Origin of the sequence: Variovorax ginsengisoli (genome assembly GCF_030811835.1) — a bacterium.
Lineage (GTDB): Bacteria > Pseudomonadota > Gammaproteobacteria > Burkholderiales > Burkholderiaceae_C > Variovorax > Variovorax ginsengisoli_C.
Genome location: NZ_JAUSRO010000009.1, coordinates 205,376 through 226,201, shown reverse-complemented (window position 1 = coordinate 226,201; position 20,826 = coordinate 205,376). Strand labels below are relative to the sequence as shown.

The 20,826-nt window shown below is 69.4% G+C and carries 16 protein-coding genes; 10 read left to right on the top strand and 6 right to left on the bottom strand.

Going from position 1 to position 20,826, the window contains the following annotated elements; all coding sequences use genetic code 11:
- Nucleotides 1-11 precede the first annotated feature (11 nt).
- From J2W36_RS15790 to J2W36_RS15765, 6 genes are all read right to left on the bottom strand, one after another.
- Entirely contained in the window at nucleotides 12-2,003 is a 1,992-nt protein-coding gene (locus J2W36_RS15790; RefSeq protein WP_307690699.1) for an acetyl/propionyl/methylcrotonyl-CoA carboxylase subunit alpha, read from the bottom strand.
- A gap of 151 nt (nucleotides 2,004-2,154) precedes the next feature.
- Nucleotides 2,155-3,303 (bottom strand): acyl-CoA dehydrogenase family protein, encoded by a 1,149-nt coding sequence (locus J2W36_RS15785; protein ID WP_307690698.1) that lies wholly within the window; start codon nucleotides 3,301-3,303, stop codon nucleotides 2,155-2,157.
- Between the two features lie 21 nt (nucleotides 3,304-3,324).
- The gene (locus J2W36_RS15780; RefSeq protein ID WP_307690697.1) at nucleotides 3,325-4,947 is read right to left on the bottom strand and encodes an acyl-CoA carboxylase subunit beta; all 1,623 of its coding nucleotides are present in this window, start codon (nucleotides 4,945-4,947) and stop codon (nucleotides 3,325-3,327) included.
- A gap of 87 nt (nucleotides 4,948-5,034) precedes the next feature.
- Nucleotides 5,035-5,904, bottom strand: coding sequence for a phosphatidylglycerol lysyltransferase domain-containing protein (locus tag J2W36_RS15775; RefSeq protein ID WP_307690696.1), 870 nt, complete (start codon nucleotides 5,902-5,904; stop codon nucleotides 5,035-5,037).
- On the bottom strand, nucleotides 5,901-6,710 hold the full coding sequence (locus J2W36_RS15770; protein ID WP_307690695.1) for a TIGR03084 family metal-binding protein: 810 nt from the start codon (nucleotides 6,708-6,710) through the stop codon (nucleotides 5,901-5,903). Before J2W36_RS15770 ends, J2W36_RS15775 begins: the two co-directional genes overlap by 4 nt.
- A 21-nt stretch (nucleotides 6,711-6,731) precedes the next feature.
- On the bottom strand, nucleotides 6,732-7,907 hold the full coding sequence (locus J2W36_RS15765; protein ID WP_307690694.1) for an acyl-CoA dehydrogenase family protein: 1,176 nt from the start codon (nucleotides 7,905-7,907) through the stop codon (nucleotides 6,732-6,734).
- A gap of 138 nt (nucleotides 7,908-8,045) precedes the next feature.
- Here J2W36_RS15765 and J2W36_RS15760 point away from each other — a divergent pair, with 138 nt between their 5' ends.
- The 10 genes from J2W36_RS15760 (at nucleotide 8,046) to J2W36_RS15715 (ending at nucleotide 20,823) form a co-directional block, all read left to right on the top strand.
- Nucleotides 8,046-9,629 carry a class I adenylate-forming enzyme family protein gene (locus J2W36_RS15760; protein ID WP_307690693.1) on the top strand — a complete coding sequence of 528 codons (1,584 nt, stop codon included), beginning with the start codon at nucleotides 8,046-8,048 and terminating at the stop codon, nucleotides 9,627-9,629.
- Nucleotides 9,626-11,452, top strand: coding sequence for an acyclic terpene utilization AtuA family protein (locus tag J2W36_RS15755; RefSeq protein ID WP_307690692.1), 1,827 nt, complete (start codon nucleotides 9,626-9,628; stop codon nucleotides 11,450-11,452). Before J2W36_RS15760 ends, J2W36_RS15755 begins: the two co-directional genes overlap by 4 nt.
- 76 nt (nucleotides 11,453-11,528) lie before the next feature.
- Nucleotides 11,529-12,455, top strand: a complete 927-nt coding sequence (locus J2W36_RS15750; RefSeq protein WP_307690691.1) for a LysR substrate-binding domain-containing protein — start codon at nucleotides 11,529-11,531, stop codon at nucleotides 12,453-12,455.
- A 77-nt stretch (nucleotides 12,456-12,532) separates the two neighbouring features.
- Nucleotides 12,533-13,957 (top strand): FAD-dependent tricarballylate dehydrogenase TcuA, encoded by a 1,425-nt coding sequence (gene tcuA, locus J2W36_RS15745; RefSeq protein WP_307690690.1) that lies wholly within the window; start codon nucleotides 12,533-12,535, stop codon nucleotides 13,955-13,957.
- Nucleotides 13,944-15,128: a tricarballylate utilization 4Fe-4S protein TcuB gene (gene tcuB / locus J2W36_RS15740; protein WP_307690689.1), complete on the top strand. Its 1,185-nt coding sequence runs from the start codon at nucleotides 13,944-13,946 to the stop codon at nucleotides 15,126-15,128. Before tcuA ends, tcuB begins: the two co-directional genes overlap by 14 nt.
- Before the next feature lie 44 nt (nucleotides 15,129-15,172).
- Complete coding sequence (locus J2W36_RS15735; RefSeq protein ID WP_307690688.1) at nucleotides 15,173-16,159, top strand: Bug family tripartite tricarboxylate transporter substrate binding protein; 987 nt, start codon at nucleotides 15,173-15,175, stop codon at nucleotides 16,157-16,159.
- Between the two features lie 130 nt (nucleotides 16,160-16,289).
- Nucleotides 16,290-18,434, top strand: coding sequence for a molybdopterin-containing oxidoreductase family protein (locus J2W36_RS15730; protein ID WP_307690687.1), 2,145 nt, complete (start codon nucleotides 16,290-16,292; stop codon nucleotides 18,432-18,434).
- 139 nt (nucleotides 18,435-18,573) lie between these two features.
- Complete coding sequence (locus tag J2W36_RS15725) at nucleotides 18,574-18,879, top strand: ferredoxin family protein (RefSeq protein ID WP_307690686.1); 306 nt, start codon at nucleotides 18,574-18,576, stop codon at nucleotides 18,877-18,879.
- A 4-nt stretch (nucleotides 18,880-18,883) separates the two neighbouring features.
- Complete coding sequence (locus J2W36_RS15720) at nucleotides 18,884-20,242, top strand: FAD-dependent oxidoreductase (RefSeq protein WP_307690685.1); 1,359 nt, start codon at nucleotides 18,884-18,886, stop codon at nucleotides 20,240-20,242.
- Nucleotides 20,239-20,823, top strand: coding sequence for a nitroreductase family protein (locus J2W36_RS15715; protein WP_307690684.1), 585 nt, complete (start codon nucleotides 20,239-20,241; stop codon nucleotides 20,821-20,823). Before J2W36_RS15720 ends, J2W36_RS15715 begins: the two co-directional genes overlap by 4 nt.
- Nucleotides 20,824-20,826: the final 3 nt, after the last annotated feature.

Below are 20,826 nucleotides of genomic sequence, written 5' to 3'. Positions count from 1 at the left end.
CTGTCGCGCCGTCAGGCAGGCACGGCTTCTGGCTGCGCAATGTCGATCTCCACCACCACGCGGCTGGCCGCGACCTGGTCGCCAGGCTTCACATGCAGCGCGACGACCGTGCCGGCCACCGCCGCCGCGTGGACGTGCTCCATCTTCATGGCCTCCAGCGTGACGACGGGCTGCCCCGCCGCCACGTGGTCGCCGACCTTCGTCATCACCGCGACGACGCGGCCGTTCATCGACGCGCGCACCTTGCCGTCGCCACCGGCCTCGCCCTGGCGCGCGGTTGCGGCACGGGTCTTGTCCTCGATGCGCGACGACACACCGCGGTACTGCAGCAGCAAGGTGGCGCCGTCGCGATGGAAGGCGGCCTGTTCGCCAAGGCCGTCGCAGACGAAGCGGGCCGTGTGATCGCCCACCTCGTCGAGCGCGACCGCGTGCGTCACCTCGCCGATCGACACCTCGTACCGGCCCTGGCCCACCCGCACGACGGCGGCGCTCAACGCACGGCCGTCGACTTCCAAGCGAAGCGAGATCGGCAGGCTGTGCGCCATGCGGCGCCCGGTCGCGGGCGGTCGTGCGCCGTGGGCGGTCTCATGGAGCAGCACGGCTGCGATGGCAGCGGCGCGCGCACGCACGGTGGTGTCGGACGCCAGCAGCGCGTCCTGGTTCTGCGCGATGAAGGCGGTGGTGGCGCCACCGGCCGCGAACACCGCGTGGTCCAGGCAGCGGTGCAGAAAGGCCTGGTTGGTCGTCACGCCCAGCGCCACGGCGTCTTCCAGACCGGCCATCAGCTTGCGGAGCGCCGCGTCGCGCGTGTCGCCGTGGCTGATGATCTTGGCGATCATCGAGTCGTAGTAAGGCGGGATCTCGCCACCGGAACGCATCGCGTGCTCCACACGCAGCTGCGCCGGCATCTCCCACAGCGCCATGGTGCCGCTCTGCGGCATGAAGCCCTTGTCGGCATCCTCGGCGCACAGGCGCACTTCGATGGCATGCCCGCTGAAACGTACCTCGTCCTGGGTGATCGGCAGCGCCTCGCCGGCGGCCACGCGCAGTTGCAGCGCGACCAGGTCGAGCCCGGTGATGGCTTCTGTCACCGGGTGCTCCACCTGAAGCCGCGTGTTCATCTCCATGAAGTAGAAGTTGCCCTCGGCATCGAGCAGGAACTCCAGCGTGCCGGCGCCTTCGTAGCGGATCGCCTTCACTGCGGCCACGGCCGTGGCGCCCATGCGTGCGCGGAGCGCGGCGTCGACGGCGGGCGACGGTGCCTCCTCGATCAGCTTCTGGTGGCGGCGCTGCACCGAGCAGTCGCGCTCGCCGAGGTGGATCGCGTTGCCGTGACGGTCGGCAAAGACCTGGATCTCGATGTGGCGCGGCTCCACGATGGCGCGCTCGAGAATCACCTCGGGGTCGCCGAAGGCGCTCTGCGCCTCGGAGCGCGCGCTGCGCAGCAGGTCGGCAAACTCGCGGGCCGACGGCACCAGCCGCATGCCGCGCCCGCCTCCGCCGGCGGTGGCCTTGATCATGACCGGGAAGCCGATGCGCACGGCCTCGGCCGCGAGCCGCTCTTCGCTCTGGTCGTCGCCCTGGTAGCCGGGAATGCAGGGCACGCCGGCCGCCTGCATGAGGGTCTTGGCGCCGGCCTTGTTGCCCATCGAGACGATGGCCTCGGCCGAGGGGCCGATGAACACCAGGCCCGCGTCTTGACAGGCCTGGGCGAAGTCCTCGTTCTCAGCCAGGAAGCCGTAGCCGGGGTGCACCGCATCCGCACCGCTGAGCCTGGCGGCGTCGACGATGGCGGGGATGCGCAGGTACGACTGCGCCGGCAGCGGCTCGCCGATGCACACCGCCTGGTCGGCCTCGCGCACGTGGCGCGCGCCCGCGTCGGCGGTGGAATACACGGCGACCGTGCGGTAGCCGAGCGCACGTGCGCTGCGGATGATGCGCAAGGCTATCTCGCCGCGGTTGGCGATCAGGATCTTGCGAAAGGGCGTGCTCAGTGCGGTCATATCAGGGGTTTCATTACGCTGCGCGAGGGCATGCATCCAGTGCGGAAAAGAGGCCAGAACACCGCGGAACCGGCTTCGCCGGGCCGCTGGTGTTGCCCCCGGCAGGGGGTAGCCATAGCGACACGAAGTGCGCGAAGTCCGGGGGCGAGCTTCATCTCGGGAAGGTGCCCATGAACTTGCTGAGGATCTGCAGCATCACTTCGTCGGCGCCGCCACCGATCGAGGTGAGCCGGCCGTCGCGGAAGATGCGGGAGATCGGGCTTTCGTCGACGAAGCCCATGCCGCCCCAGAACTGCAGGCAGCCGTCGGCCACTTCGCGGATCAGGCGGCCGGCCTTGAGCTTGGCCATGGTGGCGGTGCGCGTTGCGTCCTGCCCGGCCACGACTTCCTCGACGCCCAGCCAGCACAGCGCGCGCAGCGCGGCGACCTCGGTCTGCAGCTCGGCCAGCGTGTAGTGGACCCACTGGTTGTCGAGGATCGAACGGCCGAAGGCGTGGCGCTCACGGGTGTAGTCAATGGTCGTGTCGATGGCGCGCTGCGCCATGCCGACGCTGTTGAGCGCGCCCCAGAGCCGCTCGATCTGGAACTGCTCCATCTGGTAGATGAAGCCCATGCCCTCCTCGCCGATCCGGTAGCGCTGCGGCACGCGCACCTCGTCGAAGTGGACCTGGGCGGTGTCGGACGCGTGCATGCCCATCTTGCGTAGCTTGCGCGCGACCTCGACGCCCTTGGTCTTCATCGGCACGACGATGAGCGACTTGTTGCGGTGCGTGGCGCCTTCGGAGGTGTTGGCCAGCACGCAGCAGAAGTCGGCCTGCGTCCCGTTGGTGGTCCACATCTTGCCGCCGTTGATGACGTAGTCGTCGCCGTCCCTGCGGGCCGTGGTCTTGATGGACGCCACGTCGGAACCGCTGCCGACCTCCGACACGCCCAGGCAGGCCACGTAGTCGCCGCGGATCGCCGGCGCCAGGAACTCCTGGCGCAGTTCGGCGCTGCCGCGGCGGGCGAGCGCCGGCGTCGCCATGTCGGTCTGCACGCCGATCGCCATCGGCACGCCGCCGCACTGGATGCGCGCCAGCGTCTCGGCCATCACGGCGCCGTAGGAATAGTCGAGCCCCGAGCCGCCGTCCTCCACTGGCTTGGTCAGGCCCAGCATGCCCAGCTCGCCCAGGCGCTTGAACACCTGGTGCGCCGGGAACATCTCGGCGCGCTCCCATTCGTCGACGTGCGGGTTGATCTCCTTGTCGATGAAGCGCTGGAGGGTGTCGCGCAACGTGTCGTGTTCGGGGGTGAGCTGCATGGGGGTCCTTGTTCGAGCGGCCTAGGGGCGCGCGACGGAAAACTGCATCTTCTGTGGCGCGCGCACCTCGGCGTCGCGGCAGATCGAGAGCACCTGGGCGAGCACCTCGCGCGTGTCGCGCGGGTCGATCACCCCGTCGTCGAGCAGGTGCGCGCTGGTGGTGAACACGCTCATCTGGCTGTCGAAGCGGTCGATGATGCGGCGCTCCATTTCAGCGAGCTTTTCGCGGTCGACCTCGGCGCCCTTGCGCTTCATGGCGGCCTCGGTCACGTTGACCATGGTCTGCGCGGCCTGCTCGCCGCCCATCACCGCGGTCTTGGCGTTGGGCCAGGAGAAGCAGAAGCGCGGATGGAAACCGCGCCCGCACATGCCGTAGTTGCCAGCGCCGAAGGACGCGCCGCAGTAGATCGTGATCTGCGGCACGGTGGCGTTGGTCACGGCCTGGATCATCTTGGAGCCATGCTTGATGATGCCCGCCTCCTCGTAGTCCTTGCCGACCATGAAGCCGGTCGTGTTGTTCAGGTAGAGGATCGGCGTCTTCGACTGGCAGCAGGCCTGGATGAAGTGCGTGGCCTTGGTCGCGCCGGCCGGGTCGATCGGGCCGTTGTTGGTGATCACGCCGAGCGGCATGCCTTCGATCTTGATGTGGCCGACCACCGTGGCGCTGCCGTAGTTCTCGCCGAATTCGAGGAACTCGGAGTCGTCGGCGATGCGCGCGATGACCTGCTTCATGTCGACCGGTCGCTTGTGGTCGATCGGCATCACGCCGAGCAGTTCTTCGGTGTCGTAGCGCGGTGGCTTGAAACGGCGCGCAGGCTCCGTCGACATGCCGCGGTTCCAGTCGATGCTGGCGAGGATCTCTCGCGCCAGCCGGATCGCATCGCGGTCGTCCTCGGCCAGGTAGTCACCCAGGCCCGAGATCGACGTGTGCATCAGCGCGCCGCCGAGTTCCTCTTCTGTCGCGATCTCGCCGGTGGCGGCTTTGAGCAACGGCGGCCCCGCAAGAAAGGCCCGCGAGCGGCCCCGCACCATGATGATGTAGTCGGACAGCCCTGTCTGGTAGGCGCCGCCGGCGGTCGACGAACCGTGGGTCACGGTGACAACGGGCAGGCCCGCCGCCGAGATGCGCGCGATGTTGCGAAACAGGTTGCCTCCGGTCACGAACTCCTCGACCTTGTAGGTCATCAGGTTCGCGCCTGCGCTTTCGACCAGTTGCACGTAGGGCAGCTTGTTCTCCAGCGCCAGCTCCTGCATGCGCAGCTGCTTCGGGATGCCCATGGGCTGCAGCGCGCCCGCATCGATGCCGGAGTCGGACGCGTTGATCATCACGCGCACGCCCGACACCCAGCCGATGCCGCCGATCACGCCGCCGCCGGGCACGCTCTTGTCGAGGTCGGGATTGTCCAGGCCCAGGCCGGCGAGCGAGCCGATCTCCAGGAACGGTGTGCCCGGGTCGAGCAGCAGCGACAGCCGCTCGCGCGGCAGCAGTTGTCCGCGCTTGTCGAAGCGGTCGCGGGACTTGCCCGAAGTGGCAATGCTGCGCTGCTCGTAGCCGCGAACGCGCCCGAGCAGCGCCAGCATGCCGGCGCGATTGGCCTCGAAGGCTTCGCTGCCGGGGGAAACGGTCGATTCGATGATGGCCATGGACTGTGGAGTGTTGGTTGACCGTCAGCTTAGGCAAAGGCCCCGGCAGGGTCTTGCGCGAACTGGCTGTCGCGCTATCCGGGGCGCTCAACCGCTCAGCGTCACGCGCCATTTGGGCAGCAGCGCGCTCGGTCGGTACGAACGCTTGCTGCGGCGAAAGCCCGCCAGCCCCATGTCCTGCTCGAAGTTGAGCCAATGCACCGGCCGCGCAAACTGCCGGCAAAAGTGCTGGAACATGAACGGGTAGACGCCGACATGGCTGTCCAGCCCTTTGGCGAAGCGCACGGCGAACACGCCGGGCTGCAGTTCCTGGGCCAGCAGGAAGGCGATGGGCAGCTTGCCGTCGAAGTGCACGAAGCCCTCCAGCCCAAAGCGCGCCGCATGCGCGATGGCTTCGAGGCAGGCGTGCTGGTCAGCCTCGCCCTCGCCCTTGCGCTTGTGCGTCATCCAGCCGCCGAGCACCTGGCGAGCGGCGTCGGCCAACGACGCGTCGAACGGCACCGCCTGCGGCGCATGGCCGGCGAGAAACTGGCGCACCAGGTTGCGCTTCTTCGCGAGCGGCCGGCCGGGGTAATCGCGAAACGTCGCGGCGGCGTAGAGGTAGTCCGCGTCGTTCTCGGACTGGGTGGCCGCGAAGTCCGTGCGCGACAGCGCCTCGACGTGCCGGCTCGCCACCGGGTAGAGACAGCCATGCGCCGCGATCAGCGCACGCAGCACGTCCACCGGTGCGGTGGCAACGTCGAACAGCGGCATGAAATGGCGTGCGCCGTCGTAGGTGCGCCCGGCCACGCCGGGCCAGGCACCGGGCAGGACGCGGTAGTCGTGCGCCGCGCGGAACAGGTACAGGTTGGAGAAGGCATGGTCGGACAGGCAGCGCTCGCCGCTGCCGCGCCGCACGGCCGCCAGCGCCGCATCGATGCCCGGTTGCAGGGCCAGCGTGACAGCCTGGCCGGTCAATCGAGGTACGCCACCTTGCGCACACCGGGCGCGGGTGCATCGGCCGGCTCGCCCGCGAAGCACTGCGCGATCGACAGCCACGCGCGCGCCGCGCCGTCGCTGTAGACCAGCGCCGTGTCGGCCAGGTTGCGGCGCTGCGTGACGAGCAGGCAGAAATCGAGCGCCGTGCCGCGCACGTGTTCCGGCGAGGCCGGGTCGCCCCACGTCCAGGGCGCGCCGCCGCCGGGGGCCTGCAGCTCGACGTACGGCACCACCTCGGGCACCTTCCGCTGTCGATTGACGAAGCTCCAGCCGAAGGTGGTGACGCCGATGTGCGCAATGTGCCGCAGGCGATCGCTCGCGGCCCGGCGGCGGCGCACCACGTCCCACACGTCCTGGCCGTGCGCCCAGGTCTCCATCAGGCGGGCGCTGGCGAACGAACGTGCGCTCATGGTGGGGCCGTACCAGGGCAGGCGCGCCTTCGGGTCGAGTGCGGCCAGCGCATCGACCAGCCGTGCCGACGTGGGCTCCCAGCGGGCCAGCAGCGCGGCACCGTCGAGAGGCCGGTACTTGTCGCGGGCGATCGCGCTGATCTCCTTGCCGCTTGCAAGCTGTGCGTTGAGCACGGCAGTGTCGCGCGCGAACGCCTCGGGGTCGGTCGCCGCGAGCAGCGCGGTCTCGTCGAAGAAGCACAGGTGGGCGATCTCGTCCCAGGCCGTCCAGCCGTAGAAGGCGCTGCGCTCGGCCCATTGGGTGGGCGTCAGCGTGCGGGCCAGTCCGGCGAGTTCGGCGTACTCGGCGCGCAGGTCGTCGATCGTAGGTTTCATCGTAGGTCGTCTCCGTGGGTCTCAAACACCGAACTGGCGTGCTGCCAGGTCCTTCATCACCTCTTCCGAGCCGCCGCCGATCATCATCACCTTGACCTCGCGGTAGATGCGCTCGCTGCGCGTTCCCCGCATGAAGCCCATGCCGCCGAGCAGCTGCACCGCCTGGTCGGCGCAGAACTGCATCGCCTGGGTGGCCTGCACTTTACAGAGGCAGACGCGCGCCACCAACTGCGACGGCTGCGCCAGCCCGTGCTCGATGCGATAGGCCAGGTCGTACAGCAGCGCCCGTGCCGCGTCGATGCGCAGCGTCATGTCCATGAGCTTGTGGCGCACCACCTGGCGCTCGGCCAGCGTACGGCCGCCGAGCGTGCGCTGGCGCGTCCAGGCCAGCGCTTCCTGCAGGCACACCTCGGCATAGCCGCAGGCCAGCGCGGACATGAACAGGCGTTCGCTGTTGAAGTTGTTCATCAGGATCTTGAAGCCCTTGTTCTCTTCGCCCACGAGGTTCGCGACCGGCACGCGGCAGCGGTCGAAATGCAGGTGTGCGGTGTCGGAGCTCCACCAGCCCATCTTCCGGAGCGCCGTGCGCGTGAGGCCCGGCGTGTCGCCGTCGATCACCAGCACCGAGAGGCCACCGGCACCCTTGACCGACGGGTCGGTACGCACGGCGGTGGTGATGAAGTCGGCGCGCATGCCCGAGGTGATGAAGGTCTTCTCGCCGTTGACGACGTAGTGGTCGCCGTCGCGCACCGCGGTCGTGCGCAGGTTGGCGACGTCCGAACCGCCCGAAGGCTCGGTCACGGCCAGCGCCGCGATCTTCTGCCCGGCGAGCACCGGCGGGATGACCCGGCGCTTGATCGCCTCGCTGCCCGCCTTGAGGATCGGCGGCAGCGCGATGCTGTGCGAGTTGAGGGATGCCTGCACGCCACCACCCCCGCAGCGCGCGAACTCCTCGGCCACGACCAGCTGGTAGAACAGGTCGGCCGGCGTGCCGCCGTATTCCTCGGGGTAGCCGAGTCCGTGTACGCCCAGCTCGGCCACCTGTGCGTACAGCGCACGCGGAAAGGTCTCGGCCTCGTCCCATGCATGGACGTGCGGCGTGATCTCGCGCGCAATGAAGTCGCGCAGGCTGGCGCGGAACTGCACGTGCTCGGGCGTGAAATAGAAGGGCAGCGGCGGCGCGTCGAGAAATTCCATGCAGGTTCCTGGGTGCCATGCAAGGCTAGCGCGGGCGGTGCGGCCGGTCTTGCGGGAACTGGTTGCGGACAGCCACTTCGCGCAAGCCATTCCAGTTCGCTTTTCGTAGGCTGTGGGGCCATTCCCAGCGACCGCGCCATGCCCCACGACACCCCTGCCCCCCACACCGTCGCGCTCGCCGAACCGCTGCGGCTACTGCACGCCGCGCTGCGCGATGCCGCAGCCGCCCACCCGGCGGTCGTCGCCTATATCGATGGCGAGCGGCATTTTTCCTTCGCCGCCATGGACGCCGCCAGCGAGCGCCTGGCCACGGCCTTGCTGGCGCTCGGGCTCGCGCGCGGTGACCGCATCGCGGTGCTCGCGCCCAACCAGATCGAATGGCTGCAACTGTTCTTCGCGGCCGCGCGCATCGGCGTGTCGGTGGTGGCACTCAGCCCGCGCTACCGCGACGCCGAGATCGAATTCATGCTGGCCGACAGCCAGGTGAAGGCCGTATTCACCGCCCGCCAGGTCGATGGCTTCGATTTCCTGCCGATGCTCGAGCGCATTGCCGGCAACGTTCCCGAGCTCCACCACCGGGTGGCGATCGACAGTGACGCCTTCGGGGCGATGGTGGATACCCACGTCGACCCCGATGCGTTGGCAAGGGCCACCGCCGCAATGACGCCGGACGACCTCGCCATGGTGATCTACACCTCCGGCACGACTGGCCGGCCCAAGGGCTGTGCGCTCACGCATGCCAGCCTGCTGGCCGCGGCCAGCGGCCAGGCGCGGCACACGCGCATCCGGCCGGGCGATCTGGTGCAGCTCGCCAACCCGTTCAACCACGTGGGCGGCATCACCTGCGGCATCCTGGCGCAACTGCTGGCGGGCGGAAGTTGCGAGCTGGTGCCGGTGTTCAAGGCAAAGACGGTGCTGGACATGATCCGCCGCCACCCGCCCGCCCTCCTGGTGGGCGTGCCGACAATGCTGACGCTGCTCCTGATGCATCCCGAATCGCCGGAGGTCGACCTGGGCTCGGTGCGGCTCGTCATCACCGGCGGCTCGAACGTGGATGCGACGCTGCTCGCCCAGCTGCAGCGGCGCATGCCGCAGGCGACGATCATGAACCTCTACGGCCTGTCGGAGTCCTCTGGCGCGTTGGTGATGACGCCCTGGCAGTGCAGCGACGACGACCTGATGCAGAGCATCGGCACCACGCTCGACGGTGCGGCGGTCCGCGTCACGGGGCCGGACGGACATGTTCTGGCGCCGGGCGAGATCGGCGAACTCCAGTTCAAGGGCCTCGGCTTGACCGGCGACTACATCGGCGCCGCGGCCGGCCAGCGGGCTTTCGAAGGCGGCTGGCTGCACACGGGCGACCTGGGTGCGGTCGATGCACGGGGATTCATCACGCTCAAGGGGCGCATGAAGGACATGTACATCCAGGGCGGCTTCAACGTGTACCCGGCCGAGGTGGAGGCACTGATCGCCACGCATCCCGCCGTGGTGATGGTGGCCGGCGTCGGCGTGCCCGACCCGGTGCTCGGCGAGGTCGGCCGCTACTACGTGGTGGCGAAGGAAGGCAGCGGGCTCAATGCGACAGATGTGCTGGCGCACTGCGCCGGCCGCATCGCGGACTACAAGCTGCCGCGCGAGGTGGTGCTGCGCACCGAGCTGCCACTGACACCGGCCGGCAAGATTCACAAGGCGCAACTGCGCGCGGAAAGCACGAAACCATGACAGACACATCGAACAACGCAGGTCGCACCGTCCGCATCGGCGGCGCATCGGGATTCTGGGGCGACAGCATGGTCGCCGCACCGCAGCTGGTGAAGGGCGGCCGACTCGACTACCTGGTTTTCGACTACCTGGCCGAGACGACGATGTCGATCCTCGCCGCGGCGCGCGCCAAGAACCCTGAGATGGGCTACGCCACCGACTTCGTCGACATCGCGATGAAGCCCGTGCTCGCCGAGATCAAGCGCCAGGGCATCAAGGTGGTGAGCAACGCGGGTGGCATCAACCCGCACGGCTGCGCGGCCGCACTGCGGGCCGTGGCCGAGGCCCAGGGCATTGGGCTGCGCATCGCGGTGATCGAGGGCGACGACGTCAGCGCGCTGATGCCCGCGCTGCGCGAGCGCGGCGTGCGCGACATGTTCACCGACGAGGCGCTGCCCGAGAAGGTGCTGAGCGCCAACGCCTACCTGGGCGCCGCACCCGTGGCCGCGGCGCTGGCCGCCGGTGCCGAGGTGGTGATCACCGGGCGCTGCGTGGACAGCGCCGTCACGCTCGGCCCGCTGATGCACGAATTCGGCTGGCGCAGCGGCGACCACGACCTGCTCGCCTCCGGCAGCCTGGCCGGCCACATCATCGAATGCGGCTGCCAGGCCACCGGCGGCCTGCACACCGATTGGGAAGACATTCCGGACTGGGCGCACATCGGCTACCCGATCGTCGAATGCCACGCCGACGGCAGCTTCGTCGTGACCAAGCCCGAGGGCACCGGCGGCAAGGTGATCGCCGCCAACGTTGCCGAGCAGATGCTCTACGAGATCGGTGACCCCGGCGCCTACCTGCTGCCCGACGTGAGTTGCGACTTCCGCGACGTGACGATCGTGCAGCAGGGCGACAACCGCGTGCGCGTGAGCCCGGCCAGGGGCCGTGCGCCGACGCCGCACTACAAGGTGTCTGCCACGCAGCTCGACGGCTTCCGCTGCGCGGGCAGCATGGTGATGATCGGCATCGACGCCGAGAAGAAGGCACGGCGCACGGCCGAGGCCATCCTCGAGCGCACCAGCGAGATCCTGCGCGACGGCGGGCTGCCGCCTTTCACGTCCACCTACATCGAGGTCATCGGGTCGGAAACACTCTACGGCCCGCACGCCCGCACGCGCCATGGGCGCGAGGTGATGATGCGCGTGGTGGCAAACCATCCCCAGAAGGCTGCGCTCGCCATGTTCGCGCGCGAGATCGCGCCGTCGGGCACCTCCTGGGCACCGGGCACCACGAGCCCCGGCGGCGGGCGCCCTGCCGTATCGCCGCTGGTCAAACCCTTCTCGTTCCTGCTGGACAAGGATGCGCTCCAGCCCAGCTTCGTTCTGGACGGCACGCGGCACCCGGTCGCGGTCGCACCGGGCTCGCCCGACCAGGCGGTGCCACCGGCCACGCCGCCCGACGCATGGCAGGAAACCGGCGAGCCGACCGAGGACGTCCGCCTGATCGACCTGGCCTATGGTCGCAGCGGCGACAAGGGCAATATCTCCAACATCGGCCTGATCGCCCGGCGCCCCGAGTGGCTGCCGCTGCTGTGGGATCAGCTGCAGCCCGCGGTGGTCGAAGCCTATTTCGCACACCTGCCGGCTGGCAAGGTCACGCGTTTCCACCTGCCCGGCACGGCCTCTATGAACCTGCTGGTGCACGACGCGCTCGACGGCGGCGGCCCCTCCTCCATGCGCATGGACCCACTGGGCAAGGGCATGGCGCAGATGCTGCTGGACATCGACATTCGAGTGCCGCAGCGTGTGGCGCAAGAGGCTCGCGCCCTGGCAGCAAAGCGCGCCTGAGATCCGACATCGCCCGTCCCTTACGATCGGCATCCCAACTGCGATGTCCCGCCGCCGGATCCGGTGCGCGCTCTCCATGGAACTCCGCCAACTCCGCTATTTCGTGAAGGTCTGCGAGCTGCGCAGCATGGGCCGCGCCGCCATCGAGCTCGGCGTGGTGACATCCGCGCTGAGCCAGCAGATCAGCCGTCTGGAGAGCGAGCTCAGCACCCGGCTGCTCCAGCGCAGCAGCACCGGCGTGAGCCCCACCGACGCGGGCGTGGCCTTCCTGCAGCAGGCCCAGCTCACGCTGCGGCATGCCGACGAGGCGGTGCGTGCGGCGCAGCAGGCGCGCCTGTCGGGCCATGTGAGTGTGGGCCTGGCGCCGACCACGGCCTCGGTGCTCGGCCTGCCGCTGATGCAGGCCATGCGCGCGCGCTATCCGGACGTGCGGCTGCATCTGGTGGAGTCGCTGTCGGGCAACCTGGCCAGCATGCTGCAGGCCCGCCAACTCGACCTGGCGGTGCTGTTCGAGACCGCCACGCCGCGCCGCTGGAGCATCGAGCCCCTGCTCGACGAGAAACTGTTCGTGCTTGCCGCCGCCTCGCTGGCGCAGCGGCCGGCCGGCGCCAGGGTGCGGCTGGCCCAGCTGGCCGACGTGCCGTTGATCATGCCGAGCGCCGGGCACGGCCTGCGCGCCACGCTCACCGCCGCCTTCGCCCGTGCGCGCATCGCGCCGCGGATCGTGGCCGAGATCGATGGGCTGGCCCTGCTGATGGATGCCGTGCGCGCCGGGCTCGGCGCGACGATCCAGCCCGGAGCCGCCATCGCGCGGCAAGGTGACGACGGCGTGCACAGCAGCCAGATCACCGACGCCCATGTGGGCCGGCGCAGCCTGCTCGTCAGCCTGTCGGACGACGAACTGTCGCCAGCCGCCCTGGCGACCCGGGTGGTGATGGCAGACACCGCGCGCACGCTGGTGCGCGAGGGCCGTTGGGTCGGCGCGCGTCTTCACGAAAACTGAACACCTGTTGCCCGGCACGTCCTTTCGCCTGAAAGGACGACTGCCTAAAGTCTCCTGACCCACAAGGAGACAAAAGAATGAGCGATGAACAGGTCGACGTCCTGGTCATAGGGGGCGGCAATGCCGCGCTCTGCGCCGCGCTGATGGCGCGCGAGACCGGAGCCAGCGTGCTGCTGCTCGAGGCTGCGCCGAAGGCCTGGCGCGGCGGCAATTCGCAGCACACGCGCAACCTGCGCTGCATGCACGATGCGCCGCAGGACGTCCTCGTCGAGGCGTATCCGGAAGAGGAATACTGGCAGGATCTGCTCAAGGTGACCGGTGGCCTGACGGACGAACACCTGGCCCGGCTGGTGATTCGCGCGTCGTCGAACTGCCGCGACTGGATGCGCAGCCATGGCGTGCACTTCCAGCCGCCGCTGTCGGGCGCGCTGCACGTGGCACGCACCAACGCCTTCTTCATGGGCGGCGGCAAGGCACTGGTCAACGCGTACTACCGCAGCGCCGAACGCCTGGGCGTGCGGATCCGCTACGAGACGCCCGTGGCGTCGGTGGCGCTCGACGGCGATCGCTTCATCGCGGTACGCACCGAGGCCGGCGAACGCATCGCCGCCCGAAGCTGCGTGCTCGCCGCCGGCGGCTTCGAATCGAATCGCGCCTGGCTGCGCGAGGCCTGGGGCCAGAACGAGCGCGGCGAATGGCCGGCCGACAACTTCCTGATCCGCGGCACCCGCTTCAACCAGGGCGTGCTGCTCAAGCAGATGATCGACGCCGGGGCCGACGCCATCGGCGACCCGTCGCAGGGCCACATGGTGGCCATCGACGCGCGCGCGCCGCTCTACGACGGCGGCATCTGCACCCGCATCGACTGCGTGTCCCTGGGCGTGGTGGTCAACCGCGAGGCGCGCCGCTTCTACGACGAGGGCGAGGACTTCTGGCCCAAGCGCTATGCCATCTGGGGCCGGCTGGTGGCGCAGCAGCCGGGCCAGCTGGCCTACTCCATCATCGACCAGAAGGCGGTCGGCCGCTTCATGCCGCCGGTCTTCTCCGGCACGGTCGCCGACACGCTGCCCGCGCTGGCACGCCAGCTCGGGCTGGACGAGGCGACCTTCCTGCGCACCGTTGCCGACTACAACGCGGCCTGCCGCGTCGGCCGCTTCGACCACACCGCGCTGGACGACTGCCACACCGAAGGGCTGACACCCGCCAAGACCCATTGGGCGCGGCCCATCGACACCGCGCCCTTCCACGCGTACCCACTGCGCCCCGGCATCACCTTCACCTACCTGGGCCTGAAGGTGGATGACACCGCCGCCGTGCGCTTCGGCGACCGACCCAGCCCCAACCTCTTCGTGGCTGGCGAAATGATGGCCGGCAACGTGCTCGGCAAGGGCTACACCGCCGGCGTCGGCATGAGCATCGGCACGGCCTTCGGCCGCATCGCCGGCACCCAGGCCGCAGCCGCGGCCCTGCAGCAGAAAGAGTCCCACCATGCAATCGCTTGAAGCCCTGACGCGCGAGGCCGCATCGCTCGCCGACGGGCCGCGCCGCGTCATCCCCATCCTGTCGGCCGCCGAGACCGAGGTCGGCCGGCAGATGCAGATCTGCAATGCCTGCCGCTACTGCGAGGGCTTCTGCGCGGTGTTCCCGGCCATGACGCGCCGGCTCGAATTCGGCAAGGCCGACATCCACTTCCTGGCCAACCTCTGCCACAACTGCGGCGCCTGCCTGCATGCCTGCCAGTACGCGCCGCCGCACGAGTTCGGCGTCAACGTGCCGCAGGCCATGGCCGAGGTGCGGGGCCAGACCTACTTGGACTACGCCTGGCCGCCCGCGCTCGGCGTGCTGTACCAGCGCAACGGGCTGACGCTGTCACTGGCGCTGGCGGCGGCGCTGGCGCTGTTCCTGGTGCTCGCTGCGGCGATGAAGGGCAGCCTGTGGGGCGCGGCGCCCGGCGACAACTTCTACAGCGTGTTCCCGCACAACCTGCTGGTCGGCATGTTCGCGCCGGTGTTCCTGTTCGCCGTGCTCGCGCTCGGCATGGGCGTGCGGCGCTTCTGGCGCGACATCACGCCCGCGACCAGCGGTGCGCCGCTGAACCGGCCCGCCGCGGCCGAAGCCGCCGACGCGGTGCTGCGTCTCAAGTACCTCGACGGTGGCCATGGCGACGGGTGCCACAACGACGACGACGCCTACACGCTGGCACGCCGGCGCTTCCACCATCTGACGTTCTACGGGTTCATGCTGTGCTTCGCCGCTACCACCGTGGCGACGCTGTACCACTACGCCTTCGGCTGGGCAGCGCCTTACGCCTTGCCCAGCCTGCCGAAACTGCTGGGCGTGGTGGGTGGCATCAGCCTGATGGCCGGCACGGCTGGCCTGTGGCGGCTGAACCGCAGGCGCCATCCCTTGCATGGCGACCTGGCGCAGAAGCCGATGGACCTGGGCTTCATCGCCCTGCTCTTCCTCACCAGCGCCAGCGGCCTGGCCTTGTGGCTCGGCCGCGGCACGCCCGCACTGGCCCTGCTGCTGTGCCTGCACCTGGGCGCGGTGATGGCCCTGTTCGCCACCATGCCCTACGGCAAGTTCGGGCACGGCATCTTCCGCACCGCCGCGCTGCTGCGCCATGCCGTCGAGAAGCGCCTGCCCAACCCCATCGGCCTCGGCGCGGACTGACGCACCCACCACACCGGCAACGACACAACCCCAAGGAGACCCCGATGAACAAGCGACGACTTCTGCATGCCACGGCCGCGGCCGCCGTGCTCTGCCTGGCAGGGCATGCCCAGGCCCAGGCCCAGACTCAGGACTTCCCGCCGAAGAAACCCGTGACCCTGGTGGTCGGCTTCGCCCCGGGCGGTGCGGCCGACGCGGCCGCGCGCCTGATCGCCCGGAAGCTTGGCGAGGACGTCGGCCAGACGGTGATCATCGACAACAAGGCCGGGGCCGGTGGCAACATCGCGCACCAGTACGTCGCCCACGGGCCGACCGACGGCTCGATGCTGCTGTTCGGCTCCATCGGCCCGCTGACCATCGCGCCCCATGTGATGAAGGTCGGCTACGACCCGTTCAAGGACCTCGCCGCGGTGTCGGGCGGGGTGAACTTCCCCAACGTGCTGGTGGTCCACAAGGGCCTGGGCGTGAAGACGCTGGCCGAGTTCGTGGCCCTCTCGAAGAAGAAGCCCGGCAGCGTCGACTTCGCATCGACCGGTGCCGGGTCGGCGTCCCACCTGGCCGGGGAACTGTTCAACCAGCGCGCCGGCATCGACATGGTGCACGTGCCCTACAAGGGCGGAGCCCCGGCCCTGCAGGACCTGCTGGGCCAGCGCATCGCCTCATACTTCTCGGCACCGCCGACGGCACTGCCCCATGTCGAAGCCGGCAACGTGATCCCCCTGGCCACCACGGGGCTGACCCGTCCGGCCTACATGCCCAACATCCCGACGGTGGCCGAGTCGGGCTACCCGGGCTTCGAGGCGCTGAACTGGTACGCCTTCGTGGCCCCCGGCAAGACGCCCGTGGCCATCCTGGAGCGTTGGAACCAGGCCATCGTCAAGGTGCTGGCCGACCCCGGCGTGAGGGAGGCGCTGAACAAGCACGGCCTGACGCCGCAACCGACCACCCGCGCCGAACTCACCGACTTCATGAAGCAGGAGGACGCCAAGTGGAGCGCCATCGTGCGCGATCGCAAGATCACCGCCAACTGATCGCCAACTGACCGCCGAAAGCCACTTCCGGCGCATCGCACCGGGCGGCTGAATTTGCCGATTTCGGATAACGCGCCGCCGCAAACGGGTGCAAATTCGGTTTCTCCACAGGTGACCCCGGAGAGACCCCATGAACACTCAAACATCCGCAGAAGGCGAAACCACCATCCTGGGCGCCTGCCCCCATGACTGCCCCGACACCTGCTCGATGCTGGTCAAGGTGAAGGACGGCAAGGTCAAGGCGGTGCAGGGCAACCCGAGCCACCCCTTCACCCAGGGCCGGCTGTGCGCCAAGACCAACCACTACCAGGAGCGCGTCTACCACGCCGAACGGCTGCTCTACCCGATGCGCCGCACCGGTGCCAAGGGCTCGGGTCAGTTCGAGCGCATCACCTGGGACGAGGCGCTGAACGAAATTGCCGCGCGCTGGCGCACGACCATCGCCGAAGCCGGCCCCCGGGCGATCCTGCCCTACAGCTACCTGGGCACCCAGGGCCTGGTTAACGGGCTGACCGTCGGCGACCCGTTCTTCAACAAGCTGGGTGCCACGGTGTCCGAGCGCACCTTCTGCGACTCGGGCGCTTCCACCGCGTACATCATGACGGTGGGCCCCACCCCCGGCATGGACCCGGAAAGCTTCCAGCACTCGAAGCTGATCATTCTCTGGGCCTGCAACATGCTGAGCACCAACGCCCACATGTGGCCCTTCGTGGAGAAGGCGCAGCGCAACGGCGCCAAGCTGATCGTGATCGACCCGGTGCGCACCCGCGGCGCCCAGCAGGCCGACCAGCACATCCGCATCAAGCCGGGCACCGACACCGCGTTGGCGCTGGCGATGATGAACGTCATCGTCAACGAGGACCTGATCGACCACGACTACGTGGCGCAGTACACCACCGGCTTCGACGAGCTGAAGGCGCATGTCCAGCAGTACACGCCCGAGTTCGCGGCTGACGTGACCGGCGTGGAGGCCGAGGTGATCCGCACCCTGGCGCGCGAATACGCCTCGACCCAGCCGGCGGCGATCCGCATCGGCGTGGGCATCGAGCGCTCGGCCGGCGGCGGCCAACTGGTGCGTGCGGTCACGAGCCTGCCGGCGCTGGTCGGCGCCTGGCGCAAGCCCGGCGGCGGCATCCTGCAACTGCCGCTGTGGGCCTTCCCGATCAACTGGGACGGGCTGCACCGCGCCGACCTCATTCCCGAGGGCACGCCGGTCGTCAACCAATGGCACCTGGGCCGCGCGCTGACGCATGACCTGGGCCTGGAGACGCCGATCCGGGATCTCTTCGTCTACAACAGCAATCCGCTGGTGGTCGCGCCCGACCAGGCGCGCCTCATCGAAGGTCTGTCGCGCGAAGACCTGTTCACGGTGGTGAGCGAGCATTTCATGACCGACACGGCGCGCTACGCCGACATCCTGCTGCCCGCCACGACCCAGGTCGAACAGGCCGACCTGATGTTCTCGTGGGGCCATTTCTACCTGACGCTCAACCAGCAGGCGGTCGCCCCGATCGGCGAGGCGGTCACCAACTCGGAGCTGTTCCGCCGGCTGGCGCGCGCCATGGATTTCGAGGACCCGTTCTTCTACCGCAACGACGAAGAACTCATGCAGGCCTCCATGCTCTGGGACCACCCCGCCATGCAGGGCATCACGATGGAAGGCCTGCGCGCCACCGGCTATGCGCGGCTGAACATGCCGTCGTCCGACACCTATGCACCCCATGCGCAGGGCGGCTTTCCGACGCCGTCCGGCAAGGTCGAGCTCAAGGCCTCGATGGCGGCCGGCGGCAACTTCGTGCTGCCGGTGTTCCGCCAGGGCTACAACGGCTTCCAGGACGGTGGCCCGGTCGACGCGTTGCCGACCTTCCACGTGCGCCACGAATCCGCCACCAAGGACCCGGCCCTGGCGGCCCGCTTCCCGCTGTCGATGATGTCGCCCAAGAGCCACGCGTTCCTGAACTCCAACTACGGCAATATGCGTCGCCAGGTGGCGCACCAGGGCGAGCAGTACGTGATGATCAACCCGGTGGATGCCTCGGCGCGGGGCATCCAGCAGGATGCGATCGTCACCGTGCAGAACGGGCGCGGCACCTTCAAGGCCCAGGCGCGCGTCACCGACGACGCGATGGCCGGCGTGGTCATCACGCCGCTGGGCTACTGGGTCGACCGCAGCATCGCAGGCGCCACGCCAGCGGCGCTCAACCCGACCGCGTTCGCCGACCTCGGCCGGGCGCCGACCTTCTCCGACAACCTGGTCGAGGTCACCCTCGACTGAGATGAAAACCCACCCCCGATGCGGCGCACTGCGTGTCGCGGCCTCCCCCTCAAGGGGGCGCACCCTGCGGCCTGGCAAAGCCAGTTCCGCGGGTGCCCTGGCCTCGGCCGTGCCGTTTTAAAAAAAGAAAGATCCCACCATGACCCATGTCGTCACCGACAACTGCGAACAATGCCGCTACACCGAATGCGTGACCGTCTGCCCGGTCGCCTGCTTCCGGGGCGACGGCGAGCGACTCTTCATCGACCCGGACCTGTGCGTGGACTGCGGCGCCTGCGTGCCGATGTGCCCGGTGCATGCCATCGTCGACAGCTTCGACCTGGAGGATGACCAGCAGATCTGGATCGGCGTGAACCAACGCCGGGCCAAGGAACTGCCAACCGTGCGCGATCGCAGCGCGCCGCTCCCGACGGCCCCCGACCGGCGCGCCGCCCTCGGCTACTGACGACATGGACAGCTCGGTGAAACCCGGCCCGGTCGTCGCCATCGTCGGCGCCGGCCCCGCCGGCTTCTACGTGGCCGAGGCGCTGCTGCAATCGCTGCCCGATGCCCAGGTCCACATGTTCGAGCGCACCGCCGCACCCCACGGCCTGGTGCGCTACGGCGTCGCGCCGGACCACCAGAAACTCAAGCAGGTCGCGGCCGTCTTCGAGGGCATCGCCAGCAACGAGCGCTTCAGCCTGTACGCGGGCGTCGATATCGGCCGCGACCTGGGCCTGAGCGAGCTGCGCGCGCGCAGCCACGCCGTCGTGCTGACCACTGGCGCGGCACTGGGCCGCCCGCTCGGCGTGCCGGGCGAGTCGCTGCCGCAGGTGTTCAGCTCGGCCGCCTTCGTCGGCTGGTACAACGGCCATGCCGATCACGCCGGGCTGCGGCCGGACCTGACGGCCGACAGCGCGGTGATCGTCGGCAACGGCAATGTCGCGCTCGACGTATGCCGGCTGATGGTGCGCGCCTTCGACGACCTCGCCGCATCAGACATCCCGCAGCCCATGCTTGCGACCTTCCGCCAGCGCGGCATCCGCGAGGTCCACATGTTGGGCCGCGGCGCGCCAGGCGCGGTGAAGTTCACGTTCAAGGAATTCCGCCAGCTGGCCGACCTGCCCAACGTGCGGATCCGGCTGCCGCAGGCGGCCGATTTCACGCCAGCGATGTGGGAGCAGGCGGCCAGCCCCGACGCCCAACGCGTGCTGCAGTGGCTTCGCGCCGAGCAGGAACGACCGGTGGACGCCGCGGACGACAGGCTCACGGTCAACCTCTGGTTCAACGTGGCGCCGACCGCCTTTGTCGGCGAGCAGACGCTGCAGGAAGTGCGGGTGCGCTCGACCGGGGGCGAGGCGTTCGCCATCCCGGCGGGCATCGCGGTCACCTGCGTCGGCTACGCCTGCCGCCCGATCGCCGATGCGCCCGGCTACGACGCGGCGGGCGCCATGCGCCACCGTGCCGGACAGGTGCTGGCCGAGGACGGCCGTGAAGAGGCCGGCCTGTTCGTGGCGGGCTGGGCCAAGCGTGGCCCCACCGGCATCATCGGCACCAACCGCGCCTGCGGCTACGAAACGGCCGCCACGCTGGTCGCGGCCTTGCCAGCGCTGATCAACGCTGCGCCGACGCTGGCGAGCGACTTCGGCACGCTGCTCGACGCACGGGGCATCGTCAGGCTCGGCCATGCCCACTGGCAGCGGCTCGACGCGCACGAGAAGGAGCGGGGCGCCACACTGGGCAAGCCGCGGGAAAAACTGCTGTCGCTGGACGAGGCGCTGCACGTCCTGTCCACCGTGCCGGCGGTGGCGACCGAGTCCGCCTCATGAACACGCTGGCCGCGCCCGAGCTGCCCGCCTGCGCCCCGGTCAGGCGGGCGAGCACTCCCCTGGCACCCTGGCTGACGCGCCGATCGGTCGGCCCCCGTCGGCTGGCGCTGCCCGGCCCGGACACGTCCGAACTCGCCGCGCTGCTGCAGGCCGCCGTCAACGTGTCCGACCACGGCCGCAAGCGCCCCTGCCGCATCGTCGTCGCAGACGCCGCGCAGCGGGAGCGCTACGCCGACGCCTTCCTGGCCTATGCCGCGTCGGTGCGCGGTCTGGCATCGCCGGACCTGCTGGACGCGGACACGCGCGAACACGAGCGCAGCAAGGCGCTCAACGGGCCCTGCCTGCTGAGCCTGGTGGCGCGCATCGCCACCGACGACCCGGAGGTGCCGCCGCACGAGCAATGGATGAGCGTGGGTGCCTCGCTGGGTGCGCTGCTGGCCGCGGCGAATGCCCTGGGCTATGCAGGCAAGGCGCTCAGCGGCGCCCGCATTCATCACCCGGCGGTGCGTTCGGTCGTTTGCCGCGACGGCGAACTGCTGGCCTGCTTCGTCTATCTGGGCAGCAAGCCCGCCAATGGCTGAAAG

Bases quoted from the DNA above. Each gene is read 5' to 3' on its own strand.
- J2W36_RS15780 (WP_307690697.1), bottom strand. From the start codon at position 4,947: ATGGCCATCATCGAATCGACCGTTTCCCCCGGCAGCGAAGCCTTCGAG.
- tcuB (WP_307690689.1), top strand. From the start codon at position 13,944: ATGCAATCGCTTGAAGCCCTGACGCGCGAGGCCGCATCGCTCGCCGAC.
- J2W36_RS15730 (WP_307690687.1), top strand. From the start codon at position 16,290: ATGAACACTCAAACATCCGCAGAAGGCGAAACCACCATCCTGGGCGCC.
- J2W36_RS15750 (WP_307690691.1), top strand. From the start codon at position 11,529: ATGGAACTCCGCCAACTCCGCTATTTCGTGAAGGTCTGCGAGCTGCGC.
- J2W36_RS15770 (WP_307690695.1), bottom strand. From the start codon at position 6,710: ATGAAACCTACGATCGACGACCTGCGCGCCGAGTACGCCGAACTCGCC.
- J2W36_RS15765 (WP_307690694.1), bottom strand. From the start codon at position 7,907: ATGGAATTTCTCGACGCGCCGCCGCTGCCCTTCTATTTCACGCCCGAG.
- J2W36_RS15725 (WP_307690686.1), top strand. From the start codon at position 18,574: ATGACCCATGTCGTCACCGACAACTGCGAACAATGCCGCTACACCGAA.
- J2W36_RS15785 (WP_307690698.1), bottom strand. From the start codon at position 3,303: ATGCAGCTCACCCCCGAACACGACACGTTGCGCGACACCCTCCAGCGC.
- J2W36_RS15790 (WP_307690699.1), bottom strand. From the start codon at position 2,003: ATGACCGCACTGAGCACGCCCTTTCGCAAGATCCTGATCGCCAACCGC.
- J2W36_RS15755 (WP_307690692.1), top strand. From the start codon at position 9,626: ATGACAGACACATCGAACAACGCAGGTCGCACCGTCCGCATCGGCGGC.
- J2W36_RS15720 (WP_307690685.1), top strand. From the start codon at position 18,884: ATGGACAGCTCGGTGAAACCCGGCCCGGTCGTCGCCATCGTCGGCGCC.
- tcuA (WP_307690690.1), top strand. From the start codon at position 12,533: ATGAGCGATGAACAGGTCGACGTCCTGGTCATAGGGGGCGGCAATGCC.
- J2W36_RS15715 (WP_307690684.1), top strand. From the start codon at position 20,239: ATGAACACGCTGGCCGCGCCCGAGCTGCCCGCCTGCGCCCCGGTCAGG.
- J2W36_RS15735 (WP_307690688.1), top strand. From the start codon at position 15,173: ATGAACAAGCGACGACTTCTGCATGCCACGGCCGCGGCCGCCGTGCTC.
- J2W36_RS15760 (WP_307690693.1), top strand. From the start codon at position 8,046: ATGCCCCACGACACCCCTGCCCCCCACACCGTCGCGCTCGCCGAACCG.